The organism is Pseudoalteromonas sp. NC201, assembly GCF_002850255.1.
GTDB lineage: Bacteria > Pseudomonadota > Gammaproteobacteria > Enterobacterales > Alteromonadaceae > Pseudoalteromonas.
In genome coordinates this window covers 2950097-2964444 of the sequence record NZ_CP022522.1, presented here as the reverse complement: position 1 = coordinate 2964444, position 14348 = coordinate 2950097, and the positions used below count along the sequence as shown (strand labels likewise).

The following is a 14348-nucleotide window of genomic DNA, read 5'->3' as shown; positions in this document are numbered from 1 at the left end:
TTTTAAATAGCTTAGAGTATTAGCTCCGTATACTTCTTTTATACATCGATAATATTAAGGAAAAACAATGAAAAAGCTGATGTTTGCATTGTTGGCATCTTGTTCGTTACTCGGTTGCTCTGACAGTGAAGTTGGTGATGTATCTCTTGGTCTATTTACGCTCAAAGATATAAAACTAGACTCTATGGTTGACCCTGTTGTAACGGGCGTGACCTGCCATGTCGCGAGTGTTGAAGATAACTTGAGTTTTTCAGATCCTAGCGATAGCTCTATTTCTTGTCGTCAAACGAGCGAAATAACACCGGCAATGCTAGCAAATATAGACAAAAGCGATTCTGGTGAAGTGGTGTTCAAAAAATCAAAAAGTGTGTTTTTTAAAGCAATGAAAGTGAGAAGGATCTTTGATGCAAAAAATCAAACTTTAATGTACTTAGCCTATACCACCAAGGAAACCTCTGGCAGTTTTAAGCATAGCTTATCAACTGTGCCACTATGGGGAACTCAGGCTTATCAAGGCGATAAAACCAATTAACTCGAATGTTCGCTAGCACATAAACCCACACGCTTCGATAATTGCATTTAATGAGTTATTTTTTTGTTTGAATTAAACCTTTTTGCTCACGATTTCGACTAAGCTTAGTAGTGATAAGTTTAGGAGAAATCGTGATGTTAAAAACACGCTTTTTAGGGAAAACGGTCAATATTGCATTTGCAGTGATGACTGTATTGTTTGTTATTTTAACGTTAACAACTGATGCTCATAGCATCTCATCTCAAGCTGCTCAGGTTGAGATGTTTAGCCAAGACGAGGTAATCTCTGAATCCAAATCTAAGTAAATTTGGGCCGTGATTTATCTTGTTTTGCTGATTAATGTCATTCGAAACGATGAAAATATAATATAAATATTACGCTCGGCTCAGTCTCTGTCGCGCGTGGTGTTAAGTGCATAAATTTGCATGAAGTTTTTATGACATACATTCATGCTTCACTTACGCGCTGTATAGCGTATAAGCTCTAAACCGCCATCTCTGACTCATCTCATTAATAGTCTTAGCTAGGCTGCCAGCAAAATTGTAATTAATTTGTTGCGTTCTCCTCAGTCTGCATTAGCTTTAATTAGGGACTAAGAAAAAAGCAGCGCAGTTTGCAATCGGATATTTGCAAGTTTCTGTTTTAAAAAAACTCGAATTTTAGCTGACGCACTCGCTATTCGTCTGACTAAAACGCTTACAAACAAGGAAGAAATATGGCACGCCAATTTGATAACTTTTATAGTCATGGGGCAATTAGCTTTAGTGACTTTGTTAATTGTGTTTCTAGCTTATATACAGGTCCAGCTTGCTTGGATGACAGTACATTGAGGCTGCTAGCTGAAATGTTGTATCGGCTATCGCAAAATAAGCAATTTCTCGCGGCACGAGTTGCGGGTAGTAGTAATTACCAACATCATGCGCGAGGGATGGTGGACAATGATGATCTATATGTACTTTATGAAAATAAACGACCATTTTTTAAAGTATGTGCACAGATTTGGCATCCAACGCCAAAGCGGGGAACTCAGCGCTGCTTTATTCCACAAGTGCGGGACTACAATTTTACGGCATTGACGACCTGTTATTTTGGCCCCGGTTGTGGCAGCAAGCTCTATCAATATGAATATAGAAAGGACTTACAGCAAGGCGACCACTGTGATTTGCAGTTTGGGCAGTTTTATCAATTTACCCCTGAATCTGTACTCTTTACCGAAGCATCGAGAGATGTCATAGCCCAAGCTTTACCCAAAAGTTTGAGTATCACCATCAGCTTACAGTTAGAGCAAAGGCCACATGCTTGCTTTGTGTTTGACAAGTCATCTGGTCGCGTGCAGCGCGTTATCGTTGAGTTACCGTCGCAATGCGCTAATACGCCAAAGCCCCTAGTGCTCGAAAGCTAAGCTAGTTTGTTGGAAAAAGCTCGGAAAAGTCAATTAATTCGCAATTTTCCGTCTTTTATAGCTGTAACAAAAACGCAAATATGTTACTTGTAGTTGCATCTATGAGAATAGCGTGAGCACTTTATTGCAGTCTCATATTCTTAATAAAGTGCTTATATCCATTTGCTTTTTCAAATTGGTATGACTATTCCATCAGCAGCCAGATCTGCACTGGTATTTTAGCTTTGACAACAACCTTAATGGAGCGGCGTAATAATGAATAAAATAAGCTTGGTAGCACTCTCTGTTGTGCTAGGTTTGAGCGGATGTGCTCAAGACAAGCCAAAAACAGAAACTACATCTGTTGCTAAAACCACTGAATCAACTCTCTCTCGTGCAGAAATCGACAAAGTCGTAGAACAGTACACCAAGCAGTTTATTAACCACGAACCCGCACTTGCCACTTCGCTCAAATTATCAAGCAGTGAATATGGTCACTACGCCAATAGACTGCCAGATTACTCGGTTGTCGGTATGCAGGCGCTACAGGTGGATATGAACGCAGCCGCAGATAAATTAAAACAATTACAATCGGGCGTGGCGAACTCTGATGACTTGTTGCACCTTAAAGTAAATGAAGTTATTGCCCGTTATTATGCCGGCGATAAAGGCTTCTCTGCAGGTTATATTGATACTTGGGGCGGACACCTGCCATACATTGTTAACCAGTTGTCTGGCCCATTGTTGGATATTCCTAATGTGCTAAAAGATCAGCATGGAATTGAAAGTGAGCAAGATGCAAAAGACTATGTTGCGCGCCTAAATGCCTTTGTTGAAGTCACGAAGCAAGTTGCAAGCAAGGTAAAAGCGGATGCCAATAAAGGCGTAATTTTACCAAAAGTATTATTTCCAAACACGCTAGGTTATTTAGATAACTTCACGGCGCCAAGTGGTACAGAACATCCTTTGGTTGCGTCGTTTAAAGATAAACTTGCGAATATTGATGGTATTACGGATAAAGCCGCCGCTGATTATGTTGCACAGGCAACACAAATAGTTGAGCAAAAGCTTTATCCTGAGTTTAAAAATGTGTCTGCGATTATGCACGCGCTAGAGAGCAAAGCGCCTGAAAATGTCGGTATTTGGGCCCAACCAAATGGCGAATCTTTCTACCAGCATGAAATCACCTATTTGGCGGATTCTGATATGAGCGCGGAAGAGATCCACCAAATTGGCCTTGCTGAGGTGGAGCGTATTTCAAAGCGCATGGACGAAATCCTTAAGCAAAATGGCTATTCACAAGGTACTGTTGGTGACCGGATGAAGCAGCTCAATGAAGAGTCGAGATTCTTATATGCGGATTCTGGCGAAGGTCGTGAAGCGTTATTATCGTTCTTGCGTGGTGAAATAGGGACAATTTTACAAAAAGCGCCAGATTATTTTTCTACTATTCCACCACAACCTGTTGAAGTTAAACGTATACCAAAAGCCGTGGAAGCAGGGGCACCAGGTGGTTACTACAACGGTCCATCGCTTGATGGCAGTCGCCCAGGGGTATTTTCAATCAACCTAAAAGACATGAAAGCAGTACCAAGCTTTGGCATGAAAACCTTAACGTATCATGAGGCTGTTCCTGGTCACCACTTCCAAATTGCGCTTAATATGTTGCAAACAGAAATCGGTTTGATGCGTCAAAATGCCTCATTTAATGGCTATGTTGAGGGCTGGGCGCTGTATTCAGAGCTATTGGCATACGAAATGGGGATGTATAAGGACGACCCATTTGGAGACTTAGGTCGTCTGCAAGCTGAGGCATATCGTGCGGCTCGATTGGTGGTTGATACGGGCCTACATTATAAAAAGTGGACACGCGACCAAGCGATCACGTATTTTGCTGATGCAACTGGTACGGCGATGAGCGATGTGGTATCGGCTATCGACCGTTATATCGCTTGGCCAGGACAAGCGCTTGGTTATAAGTTAGGTATGCTTAAATTGGTTGAACTTAGAGAGCATGCTAAACAGCAACTGGGCGATAAGTTTGATATTAAAGCATTCCACGACGTGGTGTTGCTAAAGGGCGCAAGGCCAATGGCGCTTGTTGAAGAAGATATCAAGACTTGGATTAATTCTCTGAAGTCGTAAATACACTTTTCGGCTTGAAGTCAGTGAACGATGCTGGCTTCAAGTTGACGTTATTTTAAAACCGCTATTTCTAGGGCCTGTTGCCCTTTGCTGTTTGATTTTTGTTCTTCTGAGTGTGTTTTGGTCGCGACGCTCGACTTGCCGCCTAGTAATCTAGGCAAAAGTTGAGCAACAATGAACAAAGCGCAGCGCTTGATTAGCATTTCTTCTGTGTTGCCCCACAAGGATGTGGGGTAAGGTGACTTTGCAGGAGCACAAAGTCTTTATCGCCAGACTTACATAGAATGACTATGCTACGCTGGCTCTGCCTTGTATAAATACCAATCAAACTGCTGCAAAAACAAACTTGAAAGATCAACAGGCCCTAGCACTTGTTCACACTTACCGTACTTAAATTCGCTATCATAACCTGAGCTTCGGATAATTAATGCCTTTCTAGCAGCCAGTTTTAGCGCTAACTGCGTTGAATTCACTTCCAATAGCCTGCTATTGGTGCGTAAATTCGCCTAGTTATCCCCAAAACTCTCTGGCTAGATAAGAAGATAGTTTAAGGTGATTAAAAAACAATGAGCTAGCTCATTCCTTATCCAAACCTCAGGTTATCATAATTTGCAATTCGGCTTTGCCACGGCATTTTCAATAATTTCTTTGCTGCGATGTATATCTTTCTTTTTCAGCTCAAGTCCTGCTTCATCTTCATTTTTGACCGGTTGATAAGCGAGTTTTGCATAAAGCGCAAAGTGATCTGACCCTATGTTGTTGAGCCTTTTAATATCGATCACTGTGAAATGGTGACTCGAAAACAAATGATCCAGCGGCCAACGTGCAAACGGGTACTGTGCATGAAAAGTGTTAAACATGCCTCGGCCAACTCTCGGATCAAGAAGCCCACTTATTTTCCTAAATAACCTCGTGGTTGGTGACCAAGCAACATCATTGAGATCGCCAGTGACAATGGTGGGCAGAGGCTCATTTATGACGCGTTTAGCGACAACCACCAATTCCGCATCTCGCTCAATGGCCGTTTCGTTTTCGGTGGGGCTTGGCGGTGCCGGATGCAAAAAATGGGTTTGGAGCATGATATGGGGAGCGATCCTGAGTTTTGCATGTATCGAAGGTACGCCTTCTTCAACGATATACTCACATTTTGCCTCGTCTAGCGGGTAGCGAGAATAAACGTGCATGCCGTATAAATTGGATTGTGGACATTTAACGCTGTAGGGCAGTATGTCCAGCAATGAGTCTAATTGTTGCTCCCATATCTCATCACTTTCTAACGTGACTAAAATATCAGGTTGATGTACCCGGACTTGCTCCAGCAGCAAATTAAACTGTCGATTGGTTTGCAGTACATTGGCGGTGATCAAACTAATTGTGTGAGTATTGGTTGTCGCTTTTTTTACCTCGACAGGCCAAAGCGGGGTGTAGGGTAAAATCCACCACAGTTGAAAACTTAAACAACCTAATAGAGAAATGGCAGCAAGCGCGGCTACACTTTGAAGATTAAGATAGAAAATGGACAGCAGTAGCGTAAATGCGGTAATAACAACGAGCTGAAGCCGCGGGAACTCCATTGCTCTCACACTCCAATGCGGATGTTTAGCAAGTGGCAATAGCGTAGCTAGTAGGATAAAACCACACAGCGCGACGATAACCCAAGTCATGAAATTCCTCAGCAAATAGATGAATTTAAGAAGTATATTTCATGTTAGCTGAAATCGCTGTGAATAGCATCGGGTCTAGGCGCTTGCCTAAACCCGATACTCGTCAGGGATATCTATACCAAATAAGTCGAGATTAGTTTTGGTACGGAGTGTTTTCCGCAAAATATTCATGGCTGTCAGCATTTTGAATTGCTTGACTTGGATTTGAGTTTGCTAAGTTTTTCGCACCAGATTGGCCATAAACGATGTCATCTGTACCTGCAACGGCATTAAAGTGACTTAGCTCATGAACAATCGTGCCTGCGCGTGAATCCGTACCTAGCTCATTTGCGCTCCAAAATGCGCGACATAGATATACTTTGTATGGTTGATTTGGGTATACATAAGCAAAGTATGATTTGTTACAACTACAGTCAAAAGTGAGATCTTGGTTGTCGATTGCATCATTGATTGCGTTGAAGTTAGATTTCACGGTTGCATAGCGGCTGCTTGTCGCTGCGCCAAACCAAGTTTGATAACGCGTAGACGGGTTGCTCGCTGAGTGGCTATTTAAGTAAGCAACAGAGTCATTAGTAATTTGGTCCGCAGCATTCAGTGCTGACAAAATACTGGTTTTTTCACTGTTACTACAACGACCTGTAAAACAAGTGCCATCAGTACAGTCTGCTGCACCGGCGACTGGTTTTGCGTTAACTTGGAGGTTACCTTTGCTTAATACTACACCTTCAAGCCAAAGATTGACCGAATTTGAGCTGAGTTCTGCTACATCGGCACGCATCATCGATTGCTGCCCCATCGTTCTTGTAGTCATGCTAGGGATTTCTTTTTTACCGAAAAGGTCAAATGATTCAACATCATAACTAATTTCGTAGTTACCTGGCTGGCTAAGATCATAAAGGCCCGAAAGCTCAAATGATTTAGTGAGCGTTTCGCCAGACTTTAGCTTGATAAAGTCAGCTTCGGTAGGAGCTGGGCGTTTGTAGTGAGGGCCGAAGAAATTAACTTCTTTACCATCACGCGTAATTTTAAAAATATGCTCTTCTTCGAGATCTGTATACCAGCTTAAGATTTTTTGGTTACCTTTACCCTGATTGGTGATGTTTAGCGTCGCAATAACATCGCCATTGCTTTTTGTGTCGACATCAACGCTTACCGCTAGGTCTTTATTCATTGCTTGAGCATTCAGTGATGCGGTTACGGCTGCTGCGAGTAACCCGGTAGATAGTGTGCGTGATAGTAGCTTCATTATTTCTTCCTGTTGAGGTTGCTACAGTCTCTCGGCTGGCAGGTACAAAACCAGTTGTGAGGACTGAGTTTACTTGTTGTCATTTCGTTATTTTTAAAGGTGAATTCACTCTTCACTTTTAATTAACAATAATATATTCGATGTTTCAAGCAGAATTTTCACAATAGAGCTAAAAAGTTTACATTAAAAAATTACCAATAATTTCAAATAACTGTAATGTTATTGAAAAGTATGGATAAATTTAATACAAAACTGGGGAGCGGGTAGTTGTGAATTTATTGTTTCATTCACATTGATTTACATTGTGGTGTTTGAAATGGTATTCCAACCGAAGTTGGAGTGGCACTGATGTTATCTAGTTAGCCATTATCAGTGCCAAACTGGGTCTTAGATTTCGGTAATGATATCGTCGATAGCAAAGCGAGATTTAGGTAATTTAGCATTAAAATCACCTTCGTCTCGATAGCCCAACGCGACAATGGCAAGGGCATCAAAGCCTTGCTCAGTTAACCCAAGTTCATTGCTGAGAATTTCAGCGTCAAAACCCTCAATGGGCACAGAATCTATACCGAGTAGTGCGGTACTTAGTAAAAATTGCCCAAGATTTAAGTAAACTTGTTTGCCAGTCCATGCTTTGATTGCTTCATCGCTGGTTTGATTTAAGCCGACAAAATAGCGACGGCCATTATTCATTTGTGCTTCTACCTCAGAGCCTTTTTCAAATCGGCCGTCGGCACTTTCTTTGGCAAGCACTTTATCTAAATGTGCATCATCTATATTTTGTTTTGCAGCAAATACAACAACATGTGATGCGTTAAGTACTTTGGCTTCATTAAATTTGTAATTCTCTTGTGTGCTTTTAGCCACTTGAGTTTTGCCAGCCTCAGTACTAGCGATGACAAAATGCCATGGCTGAACGTTGGTACTAGATGGGCTCAGCCTTAGTACTTGCTTAAGTAGCTCAATATCTGAATCACTAATTTTTTTATTAGGATCAAAGGCTTTTGTGGAATAACGATTGTGAATTGCATCGCGTAATGTGTACATAACAGACTCCTAAAATTGCTTTCAAGAGATAATAGGGTTTTACATAATCAATAAAAAGATGATAATGAGTTAAATAGTTTCAAAAATTTTTTTAAAATGAATACACAAGATTTAATCGTCGTGATGAAAACGGCTAAACTTGGCAATATTAGTGCGGCGGCTGCGCAGTTAGATATGCAAGTTGCCACGGCGAGCGCTGCGATAAAGCGAGTGGAAAAGCACCTTGGCTTTCAACTTTTTGTGCGTTCTACGCGTAGCTTAAGGCTATCAAAGCAAGGTGAAACCTATTTGCCAATTTGCGAGCAGGCACTTGCGCTTTTGGCTGATGGCAAAAAGCAGGTGCTCGACAACGACAACGAAATTGACGGTGAGCTAAGGTTAACCGCACCGTCAGATTTTGGCCGTAATATCCTCCTTCCTTGGCTAGACGAATTACTGGATGAATACCCTAAACTTGCCCTGAAGCTTATTCTTAATGATCACAATCTCGACTTTTATCGTGACGGTGTTGATATCGCGCTGCGCTATGGTGCGCCTGAAGACAGTAGCTTCTACGGCTTTAAAATTTGTGATGTGCCATTGCTGCTTTGTGCCTCTACGGAATACTTAGAAAAACAAGGCACACCAAAGGATCATGAGGAATTAAGCGAGCACCAAGGGCTATTCTTTTTGATCAGAGGCAGTAAGTTTGATACGTGGAAACTGACGAAAAATGAACAAACTTACAAAGCGGTGCTTAAAGGGCGTAGAACCAGTAATGATGCGGATGTGGTAAAGCGCTGGTGTGCGCAAGGAGCGGGTATTTCATTGCGATCCGCGATAGACGTAGCAGACCAACTAGAACAAGGTGTGGTGCAAAGTATATTAAATGACTATCGCGTTGAATGTAAGCCGCTGTGGTTGATCTGCCCGTCAAAGCAAATGATCAACCCAAGTGTGAGAGTGCTGCGCGATAAACTAAGAAAGTACTGCCAAGCGCTTGTAGAAAAGGCCGAGCGGTATAAATAGCTCTAGGATTTGGCAGAGTCCGTATTTTTTAGCTTGTCGGGTAAGTGGGTTGGATAACCAAATAACGCCAACCATTTGCTCTTTAAGGTGTTTGCTTGTGAAAAGCGGTGGAACATATGACGCCACTGAGCAAAGTTAACATCTAAAAGGGTCTGCTTTGGTGCCGCACCTCTTATTCCATAGCAAATTGTTATGTCTTCCCGCTCCTCCACAAAAGTGCCAAAAAGCTTATCCCAAATGATGAGCACTCCGGCAAAGTTTTTATCTATATATTCAGGATTACTGGCGTGATGGACTCTGTGGTGGGAAGGCGTATTAAAGATCCGTTCTACTACTTCTAACCTATTAACCGTTTGTGTATGGACAAAAAATTGAAAAGCCAAGTTGATTGCGACGATGGCAAATACCAAGGTCGGGGTAAATCCAAGCAGTATCATAGGCAGCCAGAACAGCCACATACCGACAATAGGGTAAAGCAAGCTTTGGCGAAATGCAGTGGTAAAATTCATGTTATTAGAACTATGATGGACCACGTGTGCGCTCCAAAGCCAGTGAATACAATGTGATGCCCGGTGAAACCAGTAATACAAGAAATCTTGCAAAATAAACCCAAAAAGCAAAGTGAGGAGATTTAATTCGATTGTGAATAAGGCAAATTGATGGAGCCAGTAAAAGAGCGGCATCAGCACAAGCAAAGCCAGCGCGTCGCTGCCTTGATGGAGCAAGGCGAGTAGGGCATTGAGTAATGAATCTCGCCAATCATAGTGTTCGTGGTGCTTGATATACTCCCAAGCAACACAAAGTAAAAAGATGGGACTGAGTGCCAGTAAAATTAGCGATACATCAACCATATACAGCTCCTTCTTTAGCCAAAGCTTTGGTATTTTATATGCACTAGCGTAACGGGTTAGTCATTGACAATCCTGCCAAACTGCGCCAACAATTTGTCCAAATACGACAAAAGGAACTGCAATGCACTCCACTTCGTTTGTATATTTTTATAGTGCGTGGGTATATCTCCATGACCGTTTTACCAATGACAAGAGACTGCAAGGCGAGTTTGCTGAGCTGGTAGCGTCACGGCCTGAACGTGTAACACTCGTTGAGTACGAGCGGTTGCTTGAGGTAGGGCGGGAGCTGAGCGGCGATCCCTTAATTGGTTTTGAACTGGGTAAAGCCATTCAGCTGCATGATTATGGAGCGCTTGGTTACTTGGTCGAAACCAGTAAAGACTTGCAGCAGGCTATAACCTCATTATTGCATTACGACGCCATTGTTGCCGATATTGGCCTCGCCGTATTCACAAGTGATAGCGACAATGCCAAGTTAACTTGGCAACCAAAAACCCCGCTGGGTAAGCAAGCCATTTTGCGTAATATGACCGCTTGGGTGAGCGCTGCAAGGCAGCTTTTGCGATCAACTTTATCGCCTAACCAACTCCAGCTTAGCTTTAGCGTGTGTGACCCAGAATTGCAGCGTTTGCAAACGTGGTTTGGCTGCCCCGTTTCACAAAACTGCTCTGACAATGCACTGTTGTTTCCGTTAGACTTTCTTACCATGCCAGTCGCTACCGTCGACAGCCTAATGCACGAACATATTGAGCAAGCGGTTGCAAAAAGCGTATCAGCGCTCTGCGATAATCATGACTTAAAAACGCGTGTTGCCAATTTACTGGCGGCAAAGCACTCACTGGCTGGAGTCAACCAAGCAAGTATGGCTAAGGCATTAAACATGAGTGTGCGTTCGATGCAGCGTAAGCTAAAAACACAACATACCAGCTTTAGAGCCTTATTCGACCAAGAGCGAAAGCATAGATTTGAACAACTCATCGACAACACCAGATTGCTCGATATTGTAGACGCACTCGGTTTTACAGAGCAAAGTGCGCTGAATAAAGTTTGTTTAAAATGGTATGGGAAACCACCGTCAAAGCTAAAGTGAAGAACCGAAGGTAGGTAAGTTTTGGTTTGTTAGTCAAATTCCCAGCTTCGGTGCAAATATGTAGTGGGAATACTATAGTGGGCGTCATCGATTCCTCAATTCTTAATTATTTGAATAATAAATTAATAAATCCTATAAATAGCAATAGGTATATGATGGTTATTATTAACAATGTTTTAGATCTAAATAAAGATGAGAGAAAAGAAAATTCAACTTGGTGTTGTGCTAAATTTTTAAAGAAATATTTAGGGTTTGTTTTTTTCATTGTTTTTATCCTTCTAGTTTAGATTTAAGTGTTTTTGGAATTAAACTTTTTCCTCTAATTAGTTGTATTAAAAAATAAAGGTTAAAACCTATAATTAGTAAAAATAAACTAATGGTTATCAAGTTTAAGGCTTTGTATGTGGCTGCTAAAGTTAAAGATAACTTTGTGATGGAAAAAGAAAAAAACGGAATTAGTAGGGTTTTAATCATGTTTTTACTCGAAATTAAATGTCTAGTTTTTTTAAGTTTTTTTAGGTATAGAGTTTTTACAAATACCTAAAACAACTAAAATTCAACATGAAAGCTTCAATGAAGAAATAATAGGTTTCACTAAAATATCGCATAGTAAATATTTTTGTTGATAAATTTAAGGGTTTTATCACATTTAAACAACTAAAAACCCTAATAATGCGAACGCTCCTCGAAAGTGCCCATAAAGATTGGAAAAAATATATTTTACAAGAGTCCATATTGACTCATGAAATTATTTTATAAATCTATTTTAGACTTTATAAATCCAGCATTAAACTATATAAATAAGCAATGAAACGTAAGTACGCTGTAATGCCAAAAAACTAGAACACGAGTTGCCCTGATCTCAATTTTATTCATACAGTCTATATCTTTAACCTTTAATTAGCGTAATGAGTTAAGAAGAGGCAGTTTTAGTAACTGCCTATTAGAGCTGATATTTATAGCCTATTTGTAGCAGCGCTTCGGTTGCTAGAGTTATGATCTAACGCATACAAATGACGTAATGATAAAGCTCTAGTAGCGAGCCACGCAAAAACACCACCATTAGCGGCTACAATTTCTTTTGTTGATAATTCTCTCATCTTAAAATCCTTTATTTCATGCTTTTAGCAAATGAATACCAGCTATAAATAGATACTGCATTCCCAGCCAAATGAATAGCAAGAGCTGCTGCAATTGGAATTGCACCACCATTTATTTCTTCAATATCATTTACATTTAACTCGCGCATAATTTACACTCCATTTATCTATCCAACTTTCTTTTTGTCGGGTGATTAGTTTGCTCAATCTCCCTTAGGGTTGAGCGGATATTAGGCTGGCTTTAGCTTTCTGTCTAAAGTTGACTAAAGTCAGCCGTTTTATTTTCTAACAAGGCTGTTCGATATTGCCTCAATAGAAAAATCTTTTTATTTCGGTTCTTCTAAGTAAGGTATTAACTCACTCTTCCTTTTAGGCTATAAATGGGTTCTAACAACCACTCAATTAAAGCCCCATGCTCTTACATAGTACCAGCTTCAAATGTCACTTTACTTTTTGTTTATATGCTTGCATTTGCTACTTTGTTAATCTTACTCTTATTTTTTGTGTTATTTCTGCGACTGCAAGCTTTCACATTATATTTTTCTTCCGCGAGTATAGAGCCATTTACATTAATCTAGTCAATTCCAGTCGGGGACTCGCTGTGTACGAGTCCTAAGATGCGACTTGATAAAACTACCATAAAAATTCACAAGAACAAAAATCAATGAAATAAAATTTATCACATTATATCATAGTGTTAGTTGTGTTTGTTATAGAGCAATAACAACTAGATTTGCCAATCATAATAATTATTTTCAGGTATGTAGCCGACAGGGTGGGATTCCACTTCAGTTTGTGCTGACACCCACCTAAAGTTTCTGACACCCACCTAAGGTTTCTGACATATATGGACGCTCAGCTGCAGTCAAGTAATACTCATCCAACAAGGTTGTTTTAACAGCCTTGTTGCTTCTTTTATTTATCTCTCACTTACTATTTGTATGTATTGATAAACAGTCACTTTGAGTCACTCTAAATAAGGTGCTGCTCTGACATATATTCGGGCTTCCCTGTATCGGTGAAAATATGGGATGGGTATTATCTGTTCGCTCTCTTTTTAAACCTAAATTTACCGGCAACGTTATGTTGAAAGTCGAATAGTAGTGGCTGTTCTTCTTTAATCATGTTAAACCGCTAGTCCTTTTTATGCTTTGCTTCTTCAGAGCAATATGATTCTTGATGCGTGCTTTCTACGCAATGACAAAACCAGCTTTCAAAACGTTTGAGATAATAAGCTCCTCCGAATCCATCGTTCTTATCATAAACAATGTAATCAGTGCCGCCACCTCTAAGGTACTTCTCTCCGGTGCCAACATATTCCCAATAGGTTAAGGAAGTGAATAAATAATTGTCATTAACTAAAAAACCAAGAAAATTAGGAGTATGTTCATAAAGGTAGGTTTTGATCGTGACGTGTTTCATTCCCTCGGCTTGCAACCTTTGCTTGGTAAATTCTATTTCCTTTAATACTGATTGGACTACAGAATATCTTTCCGTACCACCATCGATTGAGCCGACTTGTTGCGGCGCTAATAAAGCTATCTCTATGACTATTTGCTTTTTACTCAACAGACACATCTCTGAGCTTGGATCTAAAAATCTGGCAATTACAGTACTCCAGCCATGTCTTCCTGCGACACCGATATATTTGATATTTATTTCTCGTTCAGATTCACATAGTCGACCAATGTCTCCTAACAAGTCATTGGATTTAATTATTTTTACTTCTCTACGATTGTGCAAAACAGCATCGTATATTTTGAACAAAAGCTCCAGCAAGATAAATGCAATAGGTAACATCAACCCTGTTTTGATGGTGTTGGCTACTTCAACTCTAAAAAATAATTCAGTTGGCAGCATGTCAACAACGACTGCAAGTAACAACAATAATATTAGTAGTTCTTTTTTAGTCGTTTCATACGCGATACGAAGTCGGGCCAGAAGATTTGCTTTCCTTTGCATGAGGAAGTCCTGTTATTTTATTTTTGATCAATTAAGTATTGTAAACTTTACTGATAATGCAATTTTTCTTCATCGTTAGCATTAATCTTATTTATCGAACCTTTAACTTGTTTAACTGATTGAAAATAAAGGTTTTTATTCCAGCCGCTGACAGCAAGAAAGATTTATCTTGAGAATCAAAATTACTCAATTGCTAAGTGCTATATTTAAGATTACAACTACTCCACTTTTATGTGGGCCCTTGAATTTGCCCACTAACCCTATGTTAAATCGTGGGGTGCCTAAACCATCATGTACTGATGTGCTAACGCATCGCCACCTA

At 40.4% G+C, this 14348-nt stretch carries 13 protein-coding genes; 6 read left to right on the top strand and 7 right to left on the bottom strand.

The window, feature by feature from the left end; all coding sequences use genetic code 11:
- The first annotated feature begins 67 nt into the window (after window positions 1-67).
- The 4 genes from PNC201_RS12820 to PNC201_RS12810 all read left to right on the top strand — a co-directional run bounded on the left by PNC201_RS12820 (window position 68) and on the right by PNC201_RS12810 (window position 4058).
- Window positions 68-532 (top strand): CreA family protein, encoded by a 465-nt coding sequence (locus PNC201_RS12820; RefSeq protein WP_102057281.1) that lies wholly within the window; start codon window positions 68-70, stop codon window positions 530-532.
- Window positions 533-663: 131 nt separating this feature from the next.
- A complete protein-coding gene (locus tag PNC201_RS23265; RefSeq protein WP_157782802.1) occupies window positions 664-837 on the top strand; it encodes a hypothetical protein in 174 nt (57 codons plus the stop codon).
- Window positions 838-1247: 410 nt separating this feature from the next.
- On the top strand, window positions 1248-1934 hold the full coding sequence (locus PNC201_RS12815) for a transposase (protein ID WP_102057280.1): 687 nt from the start codon (window positions 1248-1250) through the stop codon (window positions 1932-1934).
- A 255-nt stretch (window positions 1935-2189) separates the two neighbouring features.
- Window positions 2190-4058 (top strand): DUF885 domain-containing protein, encoded by a 1869-nt coding sequence (locus PNC201_RS12810; RefSeq protein ID WP_102057279.1) that lies wholly within the window; start codon window positions 2190-2192, stop codon window positions 4056-4058.
- A gap of 293 nt (window positions 4059-4351) precedes the next feature.
- Here the strand turns inward: PNC201_RS12810 and PNC201_RS12805 are convergent, their stop codons facing one another.
- From PNC201_RS12805 to nfsB, 4 genes are all read right to left on the bottom strand, one after another.
- On the bottom strand, window positions 4352-4531 hold the full coding sequence (locus tag PNC201_RS12805) for a hypothetical protein (protein ID WP_199539707.1): 180 nt from the start codon (window positions 4529-4531) through the stop codon (window positions 4352-4354).
- Window positions 4532-4660: 129 nt separating this feature from the next.
- The gene (locus PNC201_RS12800) at window positions 4661-5722 is read right to left on the bottom strand and encodes an endonuclease/exonuclease/phosphatase family protein (protein WP_010606244.1); all 1062 of its coding nucleotides are present in this window, start codon (window positions 5720-5722) and stop codon (window positions 4661-4663) included.
- Window positions 5723-5855: 133 nt separating this feature from the next.
- Window positions 5856-6968 carry a M35 family metallo-endopeptidase gene (locus PNC201_RS12795; RefSeq protein WP_102057277.1) on the bottom strand — a complete coding sequence of 371 codons (1113 nt, stop codon included), beginning with the start codon at window positions 6966-6968 and terminating at the stop codon, window positions 5856-5858.
- A 387-nt stretch (window positions 6969-7355) separates the two neighbouring features.
- Window positions 7356-8015, bottom strand: a complete 660-nt coding sequence (nfsB, locus tag PNC201_RS12790; RefSeq protein WP_102057276.1) for an oxygen-insensitive NAD(P)H nitroreductase — start codon at window positions 8013-8015, stop codon at window positions 7356-7358.
- A gap of 96 nt (window positions 8016-8111) precedes the next feature.
- On the opposite strand from nfsB, the gene PNC201_RS12785 reads away from it, so the two are divergent.
- Window positions 8112-9023: a LysR family transcriptional regulator gene (locus tag PNC201_RS12785; RefSeq protein WP_102057275.1), complete on the top strand. Its 912-nt coding sequence runs from the start codon at window positions 8112-8114 to the stop codon at window positions 9021-9023.
- A gap of 2 nt (window positions 9024-9025) precedes the next feature.
- Here the strand turns inward: PNC201_RS12785 and PNC201_RS12780 are convergent, their stop codons facing one another.
- Window positions 9026-9874 carry a sterol desaturase family protein gene (locus PNC201_RS12780; RefSeq protein ID WP_102057274.1) on the bottom strand — a complete coding sequence of 283 codons (849 nt, stop codon included), beginning with the start codon at window positions 9872-9874 and terminating at the stop codon, window positions 9026-9028.
- A 121-nt stretch (window positions 9875-9995) separates the two neighbouring features.
- Between PNC201_RS12780 and PNC201_RS12775 the strand changes: the two genes are divergently transcribed.
- Window positions 9996-10964 carry an AraC family transcriptional regulator gene (locus PNC201_RS12775; protein ID WP_102057273.1) on the top strand — a complete coding sequence of 323 codons (969 nt, stop codon included), beginning with the start codon at window positions 9996-9998 and terminating at the stop codon, window positions 10962-10964.
- 1111 nt (window positions 10965-12075) lie between these two features.
- Here the strand turns inward: PNC201_RS12775 and PNC201_RS12770 are convergent.
- Window positions 12076-12213 (bottom strand): class IIb bacteriocin, lactobin A/cerein 7B family, encoded by a 138-nt coding sequence (locus tag PNC201_RS12770; protein WP_102057272.1) that lies wholly within the window; start codon window positions 12211-12213, stop codon window positions 12076-12078.
- A 985-nt stretch (window positions 12214-13198) separates the two neighbouring features.
- A complete protein-coding gene (locus PNC201_RS12765; protein ID WP_010606540.1) occupies window positions 13199-14026 on the bottom strand; it encodes a hypothetical protein in 828 nt (275 codons plus the stop codon).
- Window positions 14027-14348: the final 322 nt, after the last annotated feature.